The 17,859-nt window shown below is 36.3% G+C and carries 15 protein-coding genes; 10 read left to right on the forward strand and 5 right to left on the reverse strand.

The window, feature by feature from the left end:
• The first annotated feature begins 142 nt into the window (after nt 1-142).
• The gene (locus HBN50_RS03665; RefSeq protein WP_273868025.1) at nt 143-1,042 is read left to right on the forward strand and encodes an alpha/beta hydrolase; all 900 of its coding nucleotides are present in this window, start codon (nt 143-145) and stop codon (nt 1,040-1,042) included.
• Complete coding sequence (locus tag HBN50_RS03670) at nt 1,035-1,643, forward strand: TetR/AcrR family transcriptional regulator (RefSeq protein WP_273868026.1); 609 nt, start codon at nt 1,035-1,037, stop codon at nt 1,641-1,643. The genes HBN50_RS03665 and HBN50_RS03670 overlap by 8 nt, the downstream gene beginning before the upstream one ends.
• Here HBN50_RS03670 and HBN50_RS03675 read toward each other — a convergent pair.
• Entirely contained in the window at nt 1,612-3,102 is a 1,491-nt protein-coding gene (locus HBN50_RS03675) for a family 14 glycosylhydrolase (protein ID WP_273868027.1), read from the reverse strand. The two genes, HBN50_RS03670 and HBN50_RS03675, sit on opposite strands and share 32 nt — an antisense overlap.
• Nucleotides 3,103-3,456: 354 nt before the next feature.
• Between HBN50_RS03675 and proV the strand changes: the two genes are divergently transcribed.
• The 3 genes from proV to proX are packed head-to-tail and all read left to right on the forward strand — an operon-like array spanning nt 3,457 to nt 6,722.
• Nucleotides 3,457-4,665 carry a glycine betaine/L-proline ABC transporter ATP-binding protein ProV gene (gene proV / locus HBN50_RS03680; RefSeq protein ID WP_273868028.1) on the forward strand — a complete coding sequence of 403 codons (1,209 nt, stop codon included), beginning with the start codon at nt 3,457-3,459 and terminating at the stop codon, nt 4,663-4,665.
• On the forward strand, nt 4,658-5,722 hold the full coding sequence (gene proW / locus HBN50_RS03685; protein WP_273868030.1) for a glycine betaine/L-proline ABC transporter permease ProW: 1,065 nt from the start codon (nt 4,658-4,660) through the stop codon (nt 5,720-5,722). Before proV ends, proW begins: the two co-directional genes overlap by 8 nt.
• Nucleotides 5,723-5,735: 13 nt before the next feature.
• Nucleotides 5,736-6,722: a glycine betaine/L-proline ABC transporter substrate-binding protein ProX gene (proX, locus tag HBN50_RS03690; protein WP_273868031.1), complete on the forward strand. Its 987-nt coding sequence runs from the start codon at nt 5,736-5,738 to the stop codon at nt 6,720-6,722.
• Between the two features lie 35 nt (nt 6,723-6,757).
• Here the strand turns inward: proX and HBN50_RS03695 are convergent, their stop codons facing one another.
• Nucleotides 6,758-7,729 carry a CNNM domain-containing protein gene (locus HBN50_RS03695; RefSeq protein WP_273868032.1) on the reverse strand — a complete coding sequence of 324 codons (972 nt, stop codon included), beginning with the start codon at nt 7,727-7,729 and terminating at the stop codon, nt 6,758-6,760.
• Between the two features lie 162 nt (nt 7,730-7,891).
• Here HBN50_RS03695 and HBN50_RS03700 point away from each other — a divergent pair, with 162 nt between their 5' ends.
• The 3 genes from HBN50_RS03700 (at nt 7,892) to HBN50_RS03710 (ending at nt 14,233) form a co-directional block, all read left to right on the forward strand.
• Nucleotides 7,892-9,064, forward strand: a complete 1,173-nt coding sequence (locus tag HBN50_RS03700) for a DEAD/DEAH box helicase (RefSeq protein WP_273868033.1) — start codon at nt 7,892-7,894, stop codon at nt 9,062-9,064.
• Between the two features lie 234 nt (nt 9,065-9,298).
• Nucleotides 9,299-10,888, forward strand: a complete 1,590-nt coding sequence (locus HBN50_RS03705) for a cache domain-containing protein (RefSeq protein ID WP_273868034.1) — start codon at nt 9,299-9,301, stop codon at nt 10,886-10,888.
• Nucleotides 10,889-10,981: 93 nt separating this feature from the next.
• Nucleotides 10,982-14,233 carry a hypothetical protein gene (locus tag HBN50_RS03710; RefSeq protein WP_273868035.1) on the forward strand — a complete coding sequence of 1,084 codons (3,252 nt, stop codon included), beginning with the start codon at nt 10,982-10,984 and terminating at the stop codon, nt 14,231-14,233.
• A 101-nt stretch (nt 14,234-14,334) separates the two neighbouring features.
• Here the strand turns inward: HBN50_RS03710 and HBN50_RS03715 are convergent, their stop codons facing one another.
• The 3 genes from HBN50_RS03715 to ylqF all read right to left on the reverse strand — a co-directional run bounded on the left by HBN50_RS03715 (nt 14,335) and on the right by ylqF (nt 16,904).
• Nucleotides 14,335-15,243 (reverse strand): hypothetical protein, encoded by a 909-nt coding sequence (locus HBN50_RS03715; RefSeq protein ID WP_273868036.1) that lies wholly within the window; start codon nt 15,241-15,243, stop codon nt 14,335-14,337.
• A gap of 248 nt (nt 15,244-15,491) precedes the next feature.
• Entirely contained in the window at nt 15,492-15,848 is a 357-nt protein-coding gene (locus HBN50_RS03720; RefSeq protein ID WP_273868037.1) for a hypothetical protein, read from the reverse strand.
• Between the two features lie 90 nt (nt 15,849-15,938).
• Entirely contained in the window at nt 15,939-16,904 is a 966-nt protein-coding gene (gene ylqF, locus HBN50_RS03725; protein ID WP_273868038.1) for a ribosome biogenesis GTPase YlqF, read from the reverse strand.
• 111 nt (nt 16,905-17,015) lie between these two features.
• Here ylqF and HBN50_RS03730 point away from each other — a divergent pair, with 111 nt between their 5' ends.
• On the forward strand, nt 17,016-17,399 hold the full coding sequence (locus HBN50_RS03730) for a DUF423 domain-containing protein (RefSeq protein WP_273868040.1): 384 nt from the start codon (nt 17,016-17,018) through the stop codon (nt 17,397-17,399).
• A gap of 4 nt (nt 17,400-17,403) precedes the next feature.
• A complete protein-coding gene (locus HBN50_RS03735; RefSeq protein ID WP_273868042.1) occupies nt 17,404-17,805 on the forward strand; it encodes a hypothetical protein in 402 nt (133 codons plus the stop codon).
• Nucleotides 17,806-17,859: the final 54 nt, after the last annotated feature.

Consider the following 17,859-nt stretch of genomic DNA (forward strand, 5'->3'; position numbering starts at 1 on the left):
TTAACGGACTTCGGCAAGATATCTTGAACTTTGGTATAGGGCTCCGTTAAGTATTCGAAATTAAAGACTCATGTTGGGGGTTGATTTAAATAGTACAGTTGTGTTATTTTGTTAATAGAACAACTGTACTATTTGGTGGGTTATGAAAAAGATCTATTTCAATGAAGCTAAGAAAAAAAATAATGCAAGAAGAGGTTTGATTAAATTATCAACTGACTTGCTTACAACACTCTCTCCTGCGTTAAGTAATGGACTATCTTATCGCTTATTTACTAATCCCTACGGAAAAAGGGAGACTCCTTTTCAATCTGTCATTCCCAATGAAAGTTTCTCTTTGAAAACTAAGCGAATGGGTGAAGTTCAGGTTTACTTTTTTAAAGGCGGAAATAAGCATGTCCTTTTAACTCATGGTTGGGCCGATACATCACTTTGTTATAAAAAAATGCTTATCGATCTTCTTAATGAAGGCTACTCCGTTTGGTGTTTTGATCATATTGGGCATGGACTCTCTGATGGGAGAGTCTCTCACATGTTCGCTTTTATCGATGGAATTGAAAGTGTCATTAAAGAGATTGAAAAGAGAGATTATGAGCTTGTCTCATTGGTCGGACACTCAATGGGTGGAGCGGCCCTTCTCAATTTAGACTCAAAGTTACTTAAGAATAGAAAAGTCGTGCTCATTAGTATTCCTATTTTATTTTTTGAAGATATGTTTCAAAAAATGGATAGAGTGGGAGTTTCAAAGAGAATGGTTTTAAGTCTCTTAGAAGATGTTTCAAAAAATTATGAGAGTCATTGGCAAAAATTGAAACCCCTAAATCACCGTGATAAAGTGAATGATCACTTTCTTTTTATCCATGATCGAGAAGATCGCTATTGCCCTAGTGCAGATGTCGAAGAATTTCTTTTTTCTAGCGATAGAGAGAAAGAGAGTGGAGTTGAAGAGTTTCAGTTTTTCCAGACAAGAGGTCTAGGCCATCGCCGTCTTCTTAAGGACTCCGCTGTGATTGGAAAGGTTTTGGAGTTTATTAATCATGGATAAAGGGCAAAAAACAAAAGACAATATTCTCTTAAAGGCCATGGGCTTTGCTAGCTCTTATGGCCTTGAAAATGTAACGATTGGCGAAATAGCCAAACTCGTTGGCATGTCGAGAACGGGAGTTATCTCACACTTTAAAAATAAAGAAGACATGCAGCTGGCCATTTTAGAGTTCAGTGAGAAAGTCTATCGAGAGAATGTGACGGAGAAAATTCAGGGCAAGGATGCTCTTAGTCGACTTGAGTCTTTTTGTGATCTTTGGATTGATTGGGTATCTAAACTTCAATTCAAAAGAAAAGTTAGTTGTCCTTTTGTTAAGGCCGCCTATGAATACCAAGATCGAGAGAACTGCGCCGTTCGAGATAAGATCGTTCGTCAGCAATCAAGACTTTTGGCCTTTATGGCAAGTTTTGTTGATGAGTGTAAGAAGGAAGGCTTTTTTAATGAAAGCGTTGATTCAAAGGAATTTGCCTTCAATATTTATGGTCTCTACCTAAGTTACACACTTTCGAAGAATTTATTAAAAGATAGAGACTCTTCTCAAATGCTCAATAGCTCACTTCGAAGCATGATTAAAAATTCCTTAAGAGAGAAAAGCATTTAGGATACTTTCTCTTTTTAATTTTCTTTGCTTTCAAATCTTTCAAATGGCGATCAAGAGTTTTGATTTCTTGTTGCACTTGTTCATTGTCAGTTAGTGGACCCATTCTAAGAATAGTCAGCCCGCTGTAGTGAGAATAATCGATAGCATCTTTGATATTTTTCCAAGATTGTTTTTGATAGAGAAGACCTTCCAAAGCATTTTCACCTTTTAGTTTTAAATCGTGCTTTTTCGTTTGATTTCCAAACCAGTGAACTAGGCTTTTTGCCATTGAATTGGCCTTCATATCGGCATTGTCATTATTATTCATCTCAAGACAAGTGAAGTGAAGAATAAAAGGTGATTGAAGCTTTCGACGGACTTGTGAAAGGTGAGAGAGAAGACGATCATAGCCAGCGCCCTTTTCTGTAATAAAGAGATTTTCATCATTAGAAGAGATAAGTCCCGCTGTCATCTCACTTAAACGATGTGACCAAGTAAACCCTTCTCCAAGACCATGATCTATACCCATATTCCAGTGAATTCCTGGAACCTTTGAACCAAGTGGAATGGATCTAAAAAGTGTTTGAGATTTTACTTGATCGAGTTCTGTGAGAACGATCTCACCATGTTTAAAAAGAGAAGCTTGGTACCAATCAAAAATATCTTTTCCAAACTCAGTGTTCTGTAGACCATTGTCCATGAGATCACTAAATTCTTCCATAGAGGGAAGCTTATATCTTTTGTTTGTTTGATATTTGATTTGCATGTAATCGTTGAATGAAAACTTTGCAAGATCACTCATTCCTTGAAAACTTCCTCTATTAGGAAAAAGAGCAATTGACTTCTCTTGTCCTTGATCATGAGAATTATAACTAGGGTAGCGAAGTTCTCCGGCCGCACCGAGACTAATATTGATTTCATTAATATCTGATTGATAGTCAGAAAATTCACTTATAAAGTTCTTTAAAAAGTTCTTATAATATTGAACCGTATGTGGGCTCGACCAGACACTTGGATGTTCATTATTTCTCTGGCCTAGCTCACTTAGATATTGGATATCAGTTTCGCTTTGTGTTTGAAATTCATGCTCACTAAAAAGAGATAAGATTTTTTTGTTTTTACTTTTTTCCCAAACCCATTTTGGAATTGGAATATTGCAATCATCTCCAACGTTTCCGCCACATTGATGAAAAGACATAATAGGTGTCCACTTGAGACCAGCATCTTTAATAAGCTTTGCCATTCTCTTGTAAACACTCCAATCGTAGTTGCCATATTCTTTTTCAACAAGCCCCCACCAAACGTCGGTTGAGATCGATTCAACTCCATTTTTTTTAAGACTGATTAGACGTTGCTCGAACTCTTGCCACTTTGATTCTGAATCGATCATAAGTGGGGCCATGACGTTCACATCAGCAAAAGCAAATTTTGAGATGAATAAAATATAAAGTGTAAGTTTAAAGAGAAATGATTTTAGCATGTCCTTGAATATAGACTTTTTCTTATTTAGGGCCAGAGCTTTGGAAATAATTTCTAAGCTGTTTAAAAGTATTGGATGGGATGTTTTTTTGTAATTCTTACATACTTGGCCCACTTAGAGGCCGCACTAGCTGCTTTAGCTAAGCTCCCTAAATTGTTGAAAGCCTTTAAATCTTATTTAGGCTAGTGTTCGTGATTACCGAACGCTGTTTGATCTTAAGCTCGTGCCTTCCGAAAAGAGTGCTATAACTTAATGAATACACTCAATTATTTAACATCTAGTTCACGGTCGTTGTCTTAGTGATCGTGTTCGCCGAATTTAAAGAAAATTGATTAAAAATTCTAGCGAGGTCAAATGAGTAAAGAAGTAAAACTCAAAATTGAAAATGTTTATAAGGTCTTTGGGAACTCGCCCAATAAAGTTTTTAAGCTTATTGAGCAGGGAGTTGAAAAGGATGAGATCTTTCGTCAGACAGGTCAGACAGTTGGAGTGAAAGATGCCAGCTTTGAAATTTATAAAGGTGAGATTTTTGTCATCATGGGGCTTTCTGGTTCAGGTAAGTCGACGATGGTTAGGCTTTTAAATCGTCTCATCGAGCCCACAAGGGGAAGTATTTATATTGATGGAAAAGATGTGACGAAAATGGAGCGCAAGGAACTTCGTAAAACAAGAAGAGAAAAAATCAGTATGGTTTTTCAATCCTTTGCCTTGATGCCTCATCTTAATATTATCGATAACACGGCCCTAGGTCTAGAGTTTGATGGTATGTCTAAAGAAGAGCGCTATGAAAAAGCACGAATCGCTCTCACTCAGGTTGGGTTAAAAGATTATGAGAAGTCTTATCCTGATCAGCTCTCAGGTGGGATGCAGCAGAGAGTGGGGCTTGCTAGAGCGCTTGCCACTGACTCAGATATAATGCTTATGGATGAAGCGTTTTCAGCTCTTGATCCGCTGATTAGAACTGAGATGCAAGATGAGCTTCTCGATCTTCAAGAGTCACTTGGAAAAACGATTGTTTTTATTTCTCATGATTTAGATGAGGCCATGCGAATTGGTGATCGTATCGCGATTATGCAAGGGGGAGAGGTTGTTCAGATTGGAACTCCTGATGATATTATTTCAAATCCAGAAAACGAATATGTTCGCTCATTCTTAAGTGGTGTTGATATTGCTGGTATTTTTACGGCCGGCCATATCGCTACGAAAAAGAATGTTACAGCGATTCAAAAAAGTGAAGGTGGTATCAAGACCACTCTACAACTTCTTCAAGATCACGACAGAGAGTTTGCTTATGTTGTTAATAAGAAACAAGAGTATCTTGGTGTCGTTTCTCTAGATAGTTTAAAAGAACAAAAGAAGGTAAATGGAAATTTGGAAGGGGCGTTTTTAAAAGATATCTCTGCCATTGAAGAAGATGTGCAACTCAATGATCTCCTTGGTCAAGTGGCCCATGCAACTTGTCCACTGCCTGTAATTTCTAAGAGTAAAAAATATCTTGGAACAATTTCTAAGGCCCACTTACTTGATACATTAGATTTTAATATGGAGGAAACAAATGTCTAATCCATGGGGAACAGCTGAGACGACAAAAGAAGTCGCAAAGGAAGCTGTAAAAAATAATCCTTTTGAAGCAGCTCCAGCTGCCGCTAATACATGGAATCCTTCTGCTGATAGTGCTGCAGTTGATGAAGTTCACAATACTCTAATGAAGCCTTTTCAAAAAGAATGGTTTCCATTTGATGATTGGATTGAAGATGGACTGACTTGGATTGTTGATAATTTTAGAGAATTCTTTCAAGCAATTCGTTATCCGATTGATATTACTCTGACAACAATTGAGAATTCTCTTCTAAGTATTCCACCAGTTGTTGTGATCATTTTTATGGCACTTTTAGCCTGGCAAGTTTCTGGTAAGAAATTAAGTATTGGAACACTCATTTCACTCGTTATCATTGGTGCAATTGGCGCTTGGGATCAGGCCATGGTTACCTTGGCCCTCGTTTTTACATCGATGATTTTCTGTGTCTTCATTGGAATACCAATCGGTATTTATATTTCAAAGTCAAAGCGAGCGTCTGCTATTGTTAGACCAGTATTAGATGCTATGCAGACAACTCCTGCTTTTGTTTATCTTATTCCAATTGTTATGCTCTTTGGAATTGGTAACGTTCCTGGCGTTGTTGTAACAATCGTTTTTGCACTACCACCACTCGTTCGACTTACAGACCTTGGTATTAAGCAAGTACCAAGTGATCTCGTGGAAGCAGCGGACTCTTTTGGGGCGAGTCGATGGCAGTTACTCTTTCGTGTTCAATTACCGGTGGCCCTTCCTACTATTATGGCCGGAGTGAATCAGACGCTCATGTTGTCTTTATCTATGGTTGTTTTTGCTTCAATGATTGCCGTAGGTGGTTTAGGGCAAATGGTTCTTAGAGGAATTGGTCGACTGGACATGGGACTGTCTGCTGTTGGTGGTCTTGGGATTGTCTTGTTAGCTGTTGTTTTAGATAGAATGACACAGTCTTTTGCTACCAAGCAGAGAACGACAATCCACACTCATTGGTATGAAACTGGTCCTGCTGGAATTATCTATAAAATAATGAGTAAAGTTAAATCTTAAAGAGGAGATACAGATGAAAAATCTTTTTATTGGAATGCTTCTTGGGCTTTCAAGTTTATCAATGGCACAAGATCTTCCTGGAAAGGGTGTTAAGGTTTATCCTATGCATTCACCGATTGCGGAAGAGAAGTTTCAAACCATGATTTTAATGAAGGCACTTTCTAAACTTGGTTACGATGTTCAACCAATTAAAGAAGTTGCTTACGCCGTTGCTTATAAATCAATTGCGCAAAATAAAGACGATAAGAATATCCACTTTCTCTCAGTCAACTGGGCGCCATTGCATGAAAATATGTATAAAAAGGCCGGTGGGGATAAGGCCTTCTATCGAAAGGGAACTTTCATCGATGGATGTGCTCAAGGTTATCTCATCGATAAGAAAACGGCCGATAAGTATAAAATTCGCTATTTCAATGATCTAAAGAAACCTGAAATCGCTAAACTCTTTGACAGTGATGGAAATGGTAAGGCCGATCTAGCAGGATGTAATCCAGGTTGGGGATGTGAGAAAGTTATTGAACACCAACTTGATGCCTTTAAATTAAGAAAAACTGTCGAGCACAGACAGGGGGAGTACGCTGCGATTATTTCTGAAACGATTGCTAAGTTTGATAAGGGTGAACCTGTTCTATATTACACATACACTCCTTATTGGGTAAGTGGAAAGCTTGTGCCAGGTAAAGACGTAGTCTGGTTGCAGGTAACAGAGTCTAGCCATCCAATTTCAAAGAGTACGCGTCTTCCAAATGGTGATGACTATGGTTTTAATATTAACAACATGAGAATTGTTGCTAATGCGGCCACAGGTAAGCACCATAAAGTTGCAGCAAAATTATTTGAAGTTGCGAAAATGAATGTTAATGATATTTCACTTCAGAATATGCTGATCTCTAAAGGTGAGAATACTGAAAAGCAAATTGAACGACATGCTGATTCATGGATTAAGGCCCATCAAAAGGACTTTGATAGTTGGATTGAGCAAGCAAAAAAAGCGAAATAGGATAATGAAAAAGGAAGCTCTAGGGCTTCCTTTTTTTATGGAGAGTCAAATTCGTCTTCGATTTCTAGACCTAATAAATTTTCAATAATATTTTCTAATGTCACAATCCCTACAAACTTTCCGTAGTCATCAACGACGGCACAAATATGTTCTCGGCGCTCTAAAAGGCGGTAGAAAAGCTTTTTTAACGGGAGGTAAGAGGGAACAATTAACATGGGCTTCATGCACTGATTTAAGTCTATATCAAGGCCTTTGACCATTAATTGGAGAAGATCATTTTTAAGGGCGTAGCCTTTAATGTCATCATGATTTAGGCCAAATATGGGAATACGACTGAAGTTATTTTCTATGATGTGCTCGCGAATACTCTCTGTTGTTTCATCGATGGTCAAGCCTACAACTTGAGATCTTTTCGTCATGACTTCTTTTGATGGAACTTTTTTAAACTCAAGAGAGTTTTTAAGCATGGTGTATTCGCTCTTTTCTAAAGCACCATCACGAAGGCCGATGTCGACAATGGCCTTGATTTCATCTCTTGATGTTTTATCACCGTCGCTCTTGCTAAAGAGTTTTGAGAGAAGTTCACTGATATAAACTAGTGGATAAGTAAGTGCTATCATCGGTGGAAGCACTTTTGCTGCAAATCCTGCTAAGCTCTTAGCGTATTGAGCGCCAATAGATTTTGGAATGATCTCGCTTAGAAAGAGAATTCCAAGAGTCAGAACAACAGAAAACGTTGCGATCCACTCGTTGCCAAAAACCTCAAGTGCCTGAGCTCCAGCTCCGGCCGCTCCTATGGTGTGGGCAAAAGTATTAATCGTTAAAATTGATGCCAGTGGCTTTTCAATATTTGTTCTTAAAGGAAGAAGCTTTTTATATTTTGCAGGCTCCTTGTCTTTTAGTGATTCGAGATAATTGGGCGATATACTCAAAATGACGGCCTCTAATATCGAACATAAAAAAGAGACGCCAATGGCCAATGTTATGTAAATGATCAATAAATTCAAGTTTTCTCCTTTAAATACATAGGCTTATTATAGCAAATCTTCCAAAGGAATTTAAAGAATTATCGAACTGTAATACACAAAGAAATAGTCGAAATAGTCAGTTATGTGCTATATCTGAAGTTCATTTAAGGTTTAATTCTCTAGCGATAATTGGAAAACTCTATGGCAACTTTTGAAGAACTCGGTCTCAGTGAGAGTATTGTTAAGGCCCTTGTAAATAAAGGCTACAAAATCCCAACTGAGGTTCAAGAGAAATCGATTCCAATTCTCTTAGAGGGCGAAGACTTACTCGGTCTCTCGGATACGGGAACGGGAAAAACGGCTGCCTTTTCATTGCCTCTCATTCATCGACTGTCCGCAAATAAAAAGAAGCTAAGGCCCTATCGTATTCGTTCTTTGATTTTAACTCCTACACGTGAACTTGCCGACCAAGTCGAACAGCAAATTAAATTATATGCTAAAGGAAATGCTCTTCGTGTTCTCGCTGTCTATGGTGGTTCGAGAATTAAAGATCAAAAAGAATACTTAATGAAAGGTGTCGATGTTCTTGTCGCAACTCCAGGACGCTTAAAAGAGCTCTTTGATAAAGAGAGTCTTTTTTTTGAAGAGGTTGAATACCTCGTTTTAGATGAAGTTGATAAGATGCTCGATATGGGTTTCTACCCTGATGTAAAAGAGATTCTCTCTCATATGCCTAAAGAGAGACAGAACGTTTTTTATTCGGCAACACTTCCAAAAGAAATAGAAGAATTAGTGACTCTTGAGCTTAAAGAACCAAAAAAGATTGAGGTTGCTCCTGTTGATGATTCTGATGATCAATCAAATCTTCAAGAGTATATTTTTCAAGTTCATAGAGCGAATAAACCTCTTCTCTTAACGAGCTTACTTAAAAAGCATGCTTTAAAGTCTGCGATAATTTTTGTTCGAACTAAAAAGACTTGTGACCGTGTAACAAAAATGCTTAGAGAAGATGGTCATAGTGTTATGGCCTTCCACGGTGGAAAGAATCAAGGGCAGCGAATGCATGCTCTAAAGCTTTTTAAAAAGAAAAAGCTCAAGGCCATTGTCGCTACTGATGTAGCCTCTCGTGGTATTGATGTGGACGATGTTACTCACGTTATTAATTATCAACTTCCTGAAGATAGTGAGTCCTATATCCATCGCGTTGGAAGAACTGCACGAGCTGGTAAGAAGGGAGTTGCTATTACATTTTGTGATGATCTCGAAGTTGACCAAATGAAAGATATTGAAAATGAAATTGGTCGCAAGATCGAAATTGATTCTAATCATCCTTATCATGGTAAAGAGGCAGACTTTAAATCTCAAAAAAAGTAAGCTCTGTTTTTTTTTACGCACTTTTTTTGCCAATTGATTCCTATTCTTAGTGGAACCTAATCATTTATATGATCCAGCTCAGGTTCTACGCTTAAATTCAATAAATACTCTTTTGAAACAAACCTTGGGTTAAGCTAAGGCTGTAAAGATATTGAAATAACATTGGATTTAAAAAGTTAAAAAGAACTTAAGAATTTTAAGTTCTTTGCCGAAATCCCATTTGAGGAGTCAATTATGAATGAAGTATTTATGTCTTTAAAAGAGAAAGTGAAGCATTTTTTTAGTGCCTCATTCTTTTCAATCTGTTCTTCTGCTGTGTTTGTTTTCGTGATTTTTTATATTACGCTACCAGCTTTAGAATCAACTGCTAGAAATGGTAAAAGTGATTCAGTTCGCGTGGCCATTGAAAATGCATACTCTTTAGTGAATCATTCTTATAAGAGGTTTCAAAATGGTGAAATTAGCGAAGAGCAGGCCATGAAAGAGGCCAAGGGAATGCTCCAGGCACTTCGTTACAACACCAAAGATTATTTCTTTGTAAGTGATATGGAATACAATGTCGTCGCGCACGGTGCAGACCCTTATAAAGTCGGTCGTAATATGAAAGATTACACTGATGCTAAAGGCGTTCATCTTTATCAAGAGTTTGTGAAAATAGCTAAAGCCAAAGGCGAAGGACACGTTACATATTTTAGACCAAAAAAAGGTGAGAAAACTGTTTTAGAGAAAACCTCATATATTAAGCTTTTCAAGCCTTGGGGCTGGATACTTGGTACAGGTGTTTATGTTGATGATGTCTTAATCTCTGTTAAAGAGGCCGAACGCTCAACGATCTACGGTCTTATTGGAGCGATTCTCTTTGCTCTTATTCTCTCTATTTCAAGCACTCTCTATCAGTATAAAACTTTTATTGCCCCAGTTAAGCGTGTTATTGGTCGACTTAAAAATGAATATACAGAGTTGAATAAAATTACCAACGTTATTGGCTCTAGTAGTGAATCAATCGTTGTTGCGACAAATCAGCAGGCCATGTCTGTTGAAAATATGGCGGCTGCCATGAGTGAAATTAAAATGATGGTTGATACGACTAAAAATAATGCTAATCGATCGCATGAAGTTGCCAATGTCACGGCGTCTATTTCAAATGATAGTCGAGATAAAATTTCTAATCTCTTAAACTCTTTTCAAGCAATTCAAGATGACAATAAAAGAGTTGTTGAGACGATTAAAAGTAACAGTGAACACTTGCATGATATTTCAAAAACAATTGCAGAAATTCAAGATAAGACAAAAATTATTACGGATATTGTTTTTCAAACAAAACTTCTCTCGTTCAATGCTTCTGTCGAAGCGGCAAGAGCAGGGGAACACGGAAGAGGCTTTAGTGTGGTCGCTGGAGAAATTGGAAACTTAGCTCAAGTTAGTGGATCTTCAGCTGTGGAGATTACTGATATCGTCGAAAAAAGCACTCGAGAAGTTCAAAATCTTTCAGAGCGAACTAAAGCGAGTATCGAATCAATCATTGAAACAACTGAGCTCAATCTTCAAACAGGGCAGGACCTTATGAATGATTGCAAAAACGCTCTAGAAGAACTTGTTGAGCAATCACAACGTTCCAGTGCTATGAGCGATGAGATTCTAAGGGCCTTGAGTGAGCAAGAGCTTGGAATTCACGATATGACTGATTCTGTTACATCGCTCAATGAGACGCAAATCGAGTTTAAGCAGTCTCAACAACAGGCCGCCTCTCAAGTTAAGTTATTGATCAAAAAGAGTGAATCTCTCAAAAAAGCAGTCACAACGCTCGAGAAAATCGCATCTTAGAACATTATCTATAGGGGTGTTAGAATCCTAGCACCCCTATAATAATTGCCTTAGAATCTATTTATCTTTCGTCATTTCAATTACATTAAGTATGTGAAATTAATCTGGAAATTTACATTTATCACTTTCTTTTTTTTGCTTACTTTGAATCAAAGTATTTTAGCGACAGATTGTTTCGACTTATCTAAGCTCTTTCACTCAAAAGAAATTCAAATTGATGAAAAAGATCTCATTGATCTCTATTTAAAAAGACTTTATGGATCAGAAAGTGGTTCTGACTATACCATTGGGAAAATGAAAAACTCGGATGCCGTTTTAGCTATCGATGATTTTTCACCGCTCGTTCGTAAAATTACTTACGGAGAGTTCTATGAACTCTATGAAAGAAACTTCAGTTTAAAAACTTTTAAAAGAAGATTAAATTCACTTGGACTCGATATTAAAAAATTTGATCTTCAAAGCTTTGTTCGTTCTTTTGTTAAAGAGATGTCCCTCGTAGAGACTGATTTTGTTTTTAATGGACCTAGCTATATGCGCCTTGAGCACAAGAAAAAAGAATTCGAGGCCATTCTTCTTAAAAAATCAGGATCTAAAATAAGTTACAAGGCTTTTCTTGGTCAAATTAAAGAGATTGGTGGGAAGAAAAATTGGGAAGAAAACCTCATCTCAATAGGCCTTGTTGATGGAAAAACAAATATTCACCGCTATAAGAAATCTCTCAAACATAGGCTAAATTACAATGAAAGCGAATTTGAAAAAGATTTAAAGTATGAGTTTTGGAAAAATGAGGGGCTTCCCCTCAAAGATGATAAGAAAAATAAAGAGCTATCAAGAAGAATCGTCAATGAGCTTTTAGGAAAAGTGCTGAGTGAAGATGAATTTAGCACAATGGTAAAAAAAGTTTTTCCTACGACATGGCATTATTACGTTAGTGGTACATCTAAATTAACAAAAGATAAGCTGATTGATCTCTTCATGCAGTTAAAAAAGAGACCACTTTCAGAGCGCGATGAATTTATCCTTCTCTTTCAAAATTACAGCGGTAAGTATAAGTCTGATAAGATTCTAGATATACAAGAAGAATTGGTTGGAACGCGCGATGGTGTAGCTAAGATCCTCAATAAAATGAAAGAGGTCTCAGGTCTAGATTCATTTGAAGATCAATTAAAGTATTTTGGCGTTATTGCAAAAAACGAGACATTAAGAAGGCATCATAAGAGAATAAGACTAAATCGTAATTTTAGTTATAAGAGTTTTGAAAAGGCCTTCGCACTTGAATTGAAAGAACATGAGAAACTACCTGTTGATAACTTTCAAGAGAATTATCTCATTGCAAAAGAAGTTGCTGAGCAATTACTTGGAAAGGAAGTCACAAACGCTTTCTTATATCGCTATGTCGATCGTATTTTTCCATCTCAATCATTTAAGTTTCGTGAAAATGTAAACTTAAAAACAAGTCGTCAATTTCTTATTGATCAGTTAAGAAAAGAGAAGTTAGATGATCTCTCTGTACAAGAGCGACATGAAATATCTAAAAAAGTTTTACACAAATATCTTGGTGATAGTGTTTTGAATCTTAATCGTTATTACGAAGTTGTTAAGTTTCTTTATCCTGTCAATTATTACAAATTCTATCAAACAGGTTTCTTAGATAGAGAAGACGTTATTGACTCTCTTATTTTTAATGCTGAAACAGTAGAGGATCTTTTTTCTGAGGCCTCTAATCGTATTGGTCGTTCTTTATCTGAAAGAATGAAAGAAACGCTTAGAAATCAATTACAAAATAGATATCAAAAGATTTCTGGGAGAAGTCTTTCTTATCTCTTTGATTATAGAGATTTAACGAAACGCTCAATCATTAATCTCAAAACCTACGCTCTTAAAATCAAGGGTGATGATACTCATCGCTTTAGTCCAAAGAATTTTAAGTTTATGAGTTATTTAATTTCTAACAACGCTCACTTTAATGGTCATCGTTTAGAGAACTTTGATAAGGCCAAAAAACTCTATGAGGCGTGTTTTTCTGAGAATATTACTCATTCTGACTTAAAAAACTTTCTAATTGGTCTTTACGGTAAAAGTGATGTGAACACTGTCTTTTCAACAAAAAAAGTCATCTCCAAAGATCAGATCGCACTTTTAAAAAAGGAAATGGCCAAGTCGAATCTTCGTAGAAATAAGAGTGAAAATCGTTATCGAGTAAGTCGCTTAATTTTAAAACGATTTGGAATCTTTATTGATAAAAGAGAATTAGATCAGATCTTAAAGTTTATCTATCCTGAGATTGTTTACAATAATTACTTCAGAGTCGAGCTGAGTTTTCAAGAAGCCTATTCTTATTTAAAAAATGAATTCAAGTATAATTTCTTCAAAGAAAATGAAGTCGATTCTAAGCGTTCTATACGCTTTTATTTAAAGTCACGCTTTCATATACAATTGAATAGTCAACAACTTGATAGGCTTTATGTCTATATCATTAAACAGGTAGGTGAGGAGTCTCTTTCTAAGAATGCAAAACTTCTCAATGATGAGTCGATTAAAAGGAAGTTGATTTCTCTTGGTCTACCTCATAAGCTGAACTTTAAAGAAAACTTTAGTGAAGCTAAGAAGGTAATACAGGAGTACTATCCTAGTAAAAAAAGCTATAAGGCCGTTACTGATCTTCTAAGGGAACTTTTTCAAGAGAATCTTGAATACGAGAAATTTCTTTATCAAGACAAAGATGTCGCTGTTAAATATATTGTTGATCTCTATGAACAAACAATTCGCGACAATTCTATTTTTGAAGCTAAGGATTCATTTGGAGCTTTAAAACAAAGTATTCAAATAATACTTGGTGAAGCTAATGAATTTTCTGATAATACAGTTATCTCCTATGCCGTCCTTGGTCATATCAATCACCTTGATATTGGGGTTGCTGAAAAGGCCTATTGGCAAGCTGCTAATAAAGTTATTCAGGGAAGCTCTAAAAAAGATATCAGTTCTTATGGTATTTTTGATGGAAGAGATTATGTTCGTGAATACGATGATGAGGGATTTTATAATATTATCGTCGAGGATTTCGAGTCTAATCCAGAAAATGAAATGATTAAGTTAGAAAAAAATGGCGCTGATGAAACTTCTTTGCAGATTGATTATGCTGAGTTGATTATTGAGAAGCTCGAGTTAGCAGAGGGAGTCGAATCACAAATTATTCGTCTCATGATCAACGAAGGTCACTACAGTGAAACAGAAATCGCCTCGGCCCTCGAGGATGAGTACTCCTCTCGTATAGTAGGACTGGCCTACGAATCACTCATTAAAAATGAAATGTTTTTGAAACTAATTACTTCAATGGGACAATAAAAAATGGCCCAAGTCAGGGCCATTGATCTAATAATTTCAGAGTGAATAATTTGCGTAAAAACCACCACCGTCTGCTTCTCTTAACGATAGACTGGCATTTATTATAATGAGCCTCTATATCTTAAGACTCCTCCGTCTCCTATGATTGTAAAACTAGAACAGTCTTCTTTTGTTCTTCGAAATATCGCTCCATTAGAAATAAAATCCCATTTAGATCGACACTTTTTCATTTCTGTTCCACTATTGTTTCTTTTGCTGATATACGTATACTGAATACGTGATAGTCTTTCTTTAGTGATCTCTTGTACTAATTGTTTACGGAATTCTCTTTCAGATCTGGCGTAATCTTCTCTGTCACTATTGTCATTTTCTCCAATGACAACATCGTTTAAAACGTCTTTAAACTGTGAATTCTTACAGTAATTGAAAATGACTCCTACTTTGTGATCAACTGTTTCAATAAAATCAATGCTCGATACTTTTTGTGAATAGTTATTCCAAGTCATTCTATCTGCTTTATATAAAAAGTTCTCAAATTCAAATCCGTTTTCTTCTTTAATTGCGTTTTCTAGTTCTTTAGTCGTAATTGTCGTGTGTTTAAGTACCTTCGTTTCACTTTTGCATGAACTATTTCTTGGATTTATTTTTAAATGTAGTAGGGAATTATTATTCTTTGATGAGGCCTTGTATTTAAGACATTTATAAAGTAAAACTCCGACTCTATCTTGACCTGTACTAATGTAATCAATCTTTTCGATATTACTTTTAATTGAAAAGGGTAGATTTAGTGTTGCTTCATGTAGCTGAAGAAGGCCTCTTTCATTTTGTACTTTTTCTAAAAAGGTCAGGACGTCTGTTCGGGTATCTCTAAACTCAGTGCGATACTCAAGACATTCACCTTTTAAGGGAGAGCTAAGATCAACTTCTAGTAGAGATGTTGCTGTATTTTTATCTGTTGCATTACTAACTAGTGAAGTCGCTGTCAGTGCCAATAGCATTAGCTTTTTCATTTCATTCTCCTCGTTCTAAGGGCATTGATTTGTGAATATAAGTCTTATTTAGAGATTAAATATGCCATTTAAAGAAATTAAATAAAGGTTGTTCTGTGGGAAATGGTAAAGTTTATATGTCGATTTGAACGGTGTTTTCGAAGATTCTATTGAAGACTTTGGATGTCTTTTAAAACTTCAAAATTTTAAAGAAGAAAAAACCAGAGTCTAATGTCGCTCTGGTTTTTGTTATTCGATTTTTTATTTTCTTATTTACAAGATTCTTTGTGACCTTTTTCATATTGTTCAACTTGGCCAACAATCACATCGTGAAGTTTCTTCTTTTCTTCAATCAATTCCATTCGATTATTTGATCTTGTTTCTAGTAGCTTCAGTAGGGCGATTGCTCTTGGATTAGTAATAGGAGTTTCGAGCTCTTGTCTAAGCATTGTAAGATCAGCAAGAATATGGGATAAATCCTTTTGTTCTTCTTTGATTTCCTTTTCTAGTTTAAGGATTCTTTGTTCCATTAAAGTAATTTCTTTTTTAATGAAGTCGCAATCAGATTGTACTGTTGCCCAAGAGAAACTTGGGATAAGAATTGCTGTTAGTAAAAGCATTTTCATGATTCCATCCTTTTTCATGTTTGTTGAAAAATACCATGAGAAGCTCTGGATGATCTTTAGAATTGTTAATTTTTCACGGGCGTCAAAATTCTAAACAGGTGGGTGTTCAAAAGTGCATGGTCCAAGATCTCCCTTTCTAAAGTCGAGTAGAACGAGCTTGTAGACGCGATCATAGTCGATATGTCCGCCCTTTAAAAGACAGCCGCGGACCTTTCCGATTTCTTCTAGGGCCTTAATATAGTCTCTACTAGAATCCTCTTCTAATTCATAGCGATCAAGAAAAGTTTTTGACTTCTTCTCTAAAAGATAGCGAATAATAAAACAGGCGGCCGTATCAACTCCTACTATATGATCAGGAATAGCATGGATGGCACTCAACCACATTCCTTGATCTTCTGTATCGATTCTTGGATGCATAATTCCTGGAGTATCTAGTAGCTCTAGGTCTTCATCTAGTTTTATCCACTGCTGGGATTGCGTGTGACCTGGCTTATCAGCCGTTCTTGCGGCACTTTTACTCGAGAGGTGGTTGATGATTGTCGATTTTCCAGTGTTTGGAAGACCAATAATCATGGCGCGCATTTTTCCTTTTTTAACGGTAAGACCTTGTTGATTTTCTCTTTTATTTTGAATCGTTTCTTTAATAAGGTTTAAAAGAGATTTAACTTCGGCCTTTTCAAATGTATTCACAAAAATATAAGGAGTTTGATTCCTATCGAGAAACTCCTTCCATTTATTGGTGACAGAGTCTTCGGCCATATTAACTTTGTTAAAGATAATAAGTCTTAGCTTTTGACCGACTTCTTGGACAAGGTATTCATTTCCAGAAGTCATAGGTGCACGTGCATCTCTGATTTCGAGAATAATGTCGACCAATTTAAGCTTTTCTTTGACCTTTTTAATGGCCTTGGCCATGTGACCAGGAAACCAGTTGATGCGAGACATCAGATTTGTATCTTCAGTTAACTCGATATCATCAGAGTTTTTCTTTTTCTTCTTTGTTTTGAAGGTCTGATCTTGCTTTTGTTTTACTTGTTTTGACTTATATTTTTTCATCTTTAATCCAGTGCGGCTATTTTAACCATTTTTACTCAACTAATCTAGAGAAACTGTACTTTCGATAGATTCGTGATTAAAATTTTCTTATCTTTTAACAAGGAAATGATTTTGAAATTAAAATATGGGCACATGCTCTCTCTTGCTTGTTTTATGCTCTTTTTAGCCGTTGCATTAGGTGCTTTTGGTGCTCATGGCCTAAAGGAATTAGTAACTGGAAAGTACTTAGAAACCTATAAAACGGGTGTGACTTATCACTTCTACCATAGTTTCGCTCTTTTAATTCTTCCTATTATTGGCAAAACGTTCAATATCAATGTCAGAGGTTCATTTTACTTCTTTATCGCCGGTATTATACTTTTTAGTTTCAATTGCTATCTCTATGCTATTTTACAAGTTAAAACTTTTGCGATGATCGTACCTCTTGGTGGATTTTCGTTTCTTATTGGTTGGCTTATGCTTGCCTTAACAACTCTTAAAACGAGTGAAGGATAAATTCATGAAATCTCTTTTTATTGGTCTTCTTTTTTTATCACAACTAAGCTTTGCCAACGATTGCAACACCGACTTTAGAAATGGAGCCACTGATCTAAACTTTGGTGAAACCACTTTCAATTTCGCCATTGATCAATACAATAATGCCGTGGAAGAGTCTGAATCGGATAGTCCAAGTATTCAGCTCATCTGTGATTATCTTCATAGCTCAGGAGCTAACTTTCAAGTGGCCTCAGAGAGATTTCAATTTTGTGGTGCCTCGTTTCTTGCGGCCATGAGTTCGTGTCAGGGTGAAGATGTTATCATCGCGAGTCGATACAAGAATACGTGTTTAAAAAATAAAGAAACGGCATTTGCAAATGGTCATCATCTGCAAAATCTCTATGATCAAACTTGTCGTAAATAAGTAAGACTGTCTAAATTTTTTACAGAAAAAAGGCCAACGACTTGTTTGTTAGGC

It is taken from the genome of Halobacteriovorax sp. GB3 (assembly GCF_028649655.1).
In the GTDB taxonomy this organism is placed as follows: domain Bacteria; phylum Bdellovibrionota; class Bacteriovoracia; order Bacteriovoracales; family Bacteriovoracaceae; genus BSW11-IV.